This window comes from Microbacterium sp. B35-04, assembly GCF_010634885.1.
Classification (GTDB): Bacteria; Actinomycetota; Actinomycetes; order Actinomycetales; family Microbacteriaceae; genus Microbacterium.
In genome coordinates this window covers 1-4,038 of sequence record NZ_MWLP01000004.1, presented here as the reverse complement: position 1 = coordinate 4,038, position 4,038 = coordinate 1, and the positions used below count along the sequence as shown (strand labels likewise).

The 4,038-nt window shown below is 71.6% G+C and carries 3 protein-coding genes; 2 read left to right on the top strand and 1 reads right to left on the bottom strand.

Annotated features, from left to right (window positions below; translation table 11 throughout):
* Positions 1–351 precede the first annotated feature (351 nt).
* The gene (locus B1729_RS00845; RefSeq protein ID WP_163616557.1) at positions 352–1,926 is read left to right on the top strand and encodes a DEAD/DEAH box helicase; all 1,575 of its coding nucleotides are present in this window, start codon (positions 352–354) and stop codon (positions 1,924–1,926) included.
* 261 nt (positions 1,927–2,187) lie between these two features.
* Here B1729_RS00845 and B1729_RS00840 read toward each other — a convergent pair whose 3' ends face one another.
* Positions 2,188–2,763, bottom strand: a complete 576-nt coding sequence (locus B1729_RS00840; RefSeq protein WP_163630193.1) for a TetR/AcrR family transcriptional regulator — start codon at positions 2,761–2,763, stop codon at positions 2,188–2,190.
* A gap of 101 nt (positions 2,764–2,864) precedes the next feature.
* On the opposite strand from B1729_RS00840, the gene B1729_RS00835 reads away from it, so the two are divergent.
* The coding region (locus B1729_RS00835) for an FAD-dependent monooxygenase (RefSeq protein ID WP_163630191.1) at positions 2,865–4,038 on the top strand (1,174 nt) is incomplete at its 3' end.

The window sequence follows — 4,038 nt, the reverse complement described above, 5'->3', positions numbered from 1 at the left end:
GACGAAACGCCTTGAGCCGCTCGTCTGCGCCGGCTGCGGGGCGTTGCGTCTCCGCGTTTCGACTCGCGAGGTCGCTCAACGACCACGTTCCTCGCTCCTCAACGACCGGGCAAGGGCGTGCGGCGTTCTCCCACTCGCTCACTGACCGCCTGCGGAGAACGCCCAGCCGCACCCTGCTAGGGTGGATCATCTTGCAGCGCTTCATGCGCTTCTTGCGTCGTAGAACGCTTCCCCTCCCGCCGCCGCCCGGCTCAGCCGCGCGATGCCGGTGATGACTTTCGTACGGCGACCCGTGGGCGAAATCCGCCCCGGCCACCGACAGGGCATCTGTGTGCCCGGAGAAATCCCCTCATGACTGAAACCACTTTCGGCGCGCTCGGCGTGCCGCAGCCCCTCGTCGACGCGCTCGCCGCGGACGGCAAGACCACCGCGTTCCCGATCCAGATCGACACGCTCCCCGACACGCTCGCCGGCCGCGACGTGCTGGGCCGCGGCAAGACCGGCTCAGGCAAGACGCTCGCCTTCTCGATCCCGATGGCCGCGCGCCTCGGCGGCAAGCTCGCCGGCGGCAACCGTCGCAAGGGCCGCCCGCTCGGCCTCGTCCTCGCCCCCACGCGGGAGCTCGCGACGCAGATCGACGCTGTTCTCGCGCCGCTCGCCAAGGCCTACGGCCTCACCACGACCACGATCTTCGGCGGCGTGAACCAGAACCGTCAGGTGCAGGCGCTGAACGCCGGCGTCGACATCATCGTGGCGTGCCCGGGCCGCCTCGAGGACCTCATGAAGCAGGGCTTCGTGCACCTCGACGCGGTCGAGGTCACCGTCATCGACGAGGCCGACCACATGGCCGACCTCGGCTTCCTGCCGGGTGTCACGCGCATCCTGAACGCGACGCCGGCCGGCGGCCAGCGCCTCCTGTTCAGCGCGACCCTCGACAACGGGGTCGACAAGCTCGTCAACCGCTTCCTGCAGAACGAGGTGCTGCACTCCGTCGACGAGGCGCACTCGCCCGTCGCCGCGATGACGCACCACGTCTTCACGCTCGCCGACGCCGACGCCAAGAAGGACGTCGTCAAGGCGCTCGCGTCGGGCACCGGCCGCCGCATCCTGTTCATGCGCACCAAGCACCAGGCGAAGAAGCTCGCCAAGCAGCTCACCGGCGAGGGCATCCCGGCCGTCGACCTGCACGGCAACCTGTCGCAGGCGGCGCGCGACCGCAACCTCGCGGCGTTCTCGGCGGGCAGCGTCAAGGTGCTCGTGGCGACGGATGTCGCAGCCCGCGGTGTGCACGTCGACGACGTCGAGCTCGTCATCCACGTGGATCCGCCCACCGAGCACAAGGCGTACCTGCACCGTTCGGGCCGCACGGCTCGCGCGGGCGCCGAGGGCGCCGTGGTCACGCTGGTGCTGCCCGAGCAGAAGCGCGATGTCTCGCAGCTGCTGCGCAAGGCCGCGATCTCGGTCGAGCCCGTGGTCGTGACGGCTGCCTCGCCCGCGGTCACCGCGCTCGTCGGCCAGGTCGCCGCGTACGTCAAGCCGGTTCCGGTCGTCGAGACGCCCCGCGGCACCAGCCAGGGCGCCAACGCGCAGCGCAAGCGCGCCGCCCGCGACGGTCGCCAGGGTGCCGACGGCTCGTCGCGCTCCGGCTCCGGTGCCGGCGGTGGCCGCCGTGGCTCCGGCCAGGGCGGATCCGGTGCGCAAGGCGCAGGTCGGGGTCAGGGCGCCGGTCGGGGCCGCGATGCCGCCACGACGCAGGACCGCGCCACTCACCAGCGCAGCGACCAGAGCGCCGGCCACGCCCGTTCGGCGCAGCCCGCCGGCAACCCCCGCACGCAGGGCCGCCGCGCGACGTCGAACGGCACCGGCAAGCTCATGGTTGGCTCGGTCGTCCGCCCGAACGGCACCAACCGCCGCAGCGGCCGCTGACCTCCCCGTATCTCAGCCCGAAACGCCCCGACGCACCCCGTGCGCCGGGGCGTTCCGCGTCTCCTCCCCTCCTCCCCTGCTCGGCGCCTCGGCCTGTTCCCTCCGCAGCCGCGTTCTGCGCCGCGCACCCGACGGCGGGCGCATAACCTGACTGCGGAGCGCGAGGCCCAGGCGTCCGCAGTCAGTTTGCGAGGATGCCGGCCGGGCGAAGACGCCGAAATGTGACTGCGGAGCGCAGTGGCACAGGGGCGGCGGGCGGGGTCATGCGGGCGTGTCGGAGGCGATGACGGCGACGGCACGCGCGAGCTCGTCGCCGGTCGGCAGTGCTGCGGGGTTCATGAGCCACAGGATGCCGAGGCTCTGCACGAGCACGAAGTCGAGCTGGGCGACCGCGGCGACGTCGGCGTCGGTCATCTCGGGACGCGCGGCGCGCAGCTGCTCGGCGATTCCGTCATGGCCCTCAGCCGCGGCATCCGCCAATGCACGACCTGCCTGCGGGTCGCGGAGCACGCGCACGGAGTTCTCAAGGCTCGCCAGCAGCGCCTCCCGGTTGGCGGAGAACACGTCGGGCATGCGGTTCCACAGCGCGGCGAAACCCTGGAGCAACGGGAGTGACGCGGTCTCGTGCACCACGGACTCCATCTCGTCGCCGATGCCGCTGCCGAGGGACTCCATGAGCGCGGCGGTGACGAGCTCGTCCTTCGAGCCGAAGTGGTAGCCGATCGCGGCCAGGCTCACTCCCGCCGCGGTGGCGATGTCGCGGGCCGTCGCCTTGGCGACGCCCCGCTCCAGGATGACCTGACGCGCCCCCGCCAGCAGATCTTCGCGATTGCCCATGCGTTCATCCTAGGCGGGAGTTGGACGAGCGTGCTAGACAAACGTCCAACACCTGTGTTAGACATATGTCTCACACAAACGTCCGACTGACGGGATGCCTCATGAACGACTTCGACCGCACACCGCACGTCCTGATCTCCGGCGCGGGCATCGCTGGCCTCGCGCTCGCCCTGCAGCTTGTGCGCAAAGGCATCCGTGTCACCGTCGTCGAACGCGCCGACGCTCGTCGCCCGGGCGGGCAGGCTGTGGACCTCCGCGGCGCGAGCCGCGAGGTCGCAGAACTCATGGGGATCATGGTCGGCATCGAGCAGTTCCGCGTACACGAGGAGGGCATCGCGTACGTCGGCAGTGGCGGCCGTGTCTTCGGCCGGATGTCGATGGCCGACTTCGACGGCGAAGGCGCCGTCGCCGAGATCGAGATCGCGCGCGGCGACCTGGCCCGAGTGCTCCTCGATGCGCTGCGCACGGCCGCCGATGCCCGTCCTCGTCTGCTCGACCTGCGGTTCGGCGACCGCATCACGGCGATCGCGCAGGATGACGCCGGTGCCGACGTCGAATTCGCGCACGCCGAAGCGGCACGGTTCGACATCGTGGTCGGCGCCGACGGCGTGCACTCCGCGACGCGCCGGCTGGCGTTCGGGCCCGAGGAGCAGTTCGCCACGTACCTGGGCGGGTACATGGCGTTCTTCACCCTGCCCACGCCCTCCGACCTCGAGCCGGGCTGGTTCGCGCTGAGGTTCGTGCCCGGGGCGACAGTCGGGATCCGCCCCGACCTCGACCCGACGACGTCCAAGGCGATCCTCACGTTCCGGATGGACCGCGACCCGGCGCTGCGAGGGGACCGGGTCGCGCAGGAGGCGCTGATCCGTGCGCGCATCGCCGGCGCCGGCTGGCACGCCCCGGCCGTGCTGGCGGCGCTGGGCGAGGCATCCGATCTGTACTTCGATGAGCTCGTGCGCATCGACGTGCCGGACGTCGCGAACGGCCGGGTGGTGCTGCTCGGCGATGCGGCGTCGTGCGGCTCGCCGATGACGGGGCAGGGGACGGCGACCGCGCTCATCGGTGCGCATCTCCTCGCGGCCCACCTCGCCGCGACACCGGATGACGCCGTCGGCGCGCTGCGCCGCTACGCCGACGACATCGCCCCGTTCACCGAGCGGGGCAAGCAGATCCCCGGCGGCGGCATCGAGCGCATGGTTCCGGCGAGCAGAATCGAGGGGGCCACGCTGCGGGCGCTCACCGGCGTGATGACGTCACGGCTGTTCCGCCCGCTGG

What these genes read in the sequence shown, in the direction of transcription:
- B1729_RS00845 (WP_163616557.1), top strand. Translation starts at nt 352, where the DNA reads ATGACTGAAACCACTTTCGGCGCGCTCGGCGTGCCGCAGCCCCTCGTC.
- B1729_RS00840 (WP_163630193.1), bottom strand. Translation starts at nt 2,763, where the DNA reads ATGGGCAATCGCGAAGATCTGCTGGCGGGGGCGCGTCAGGTCATCCTG.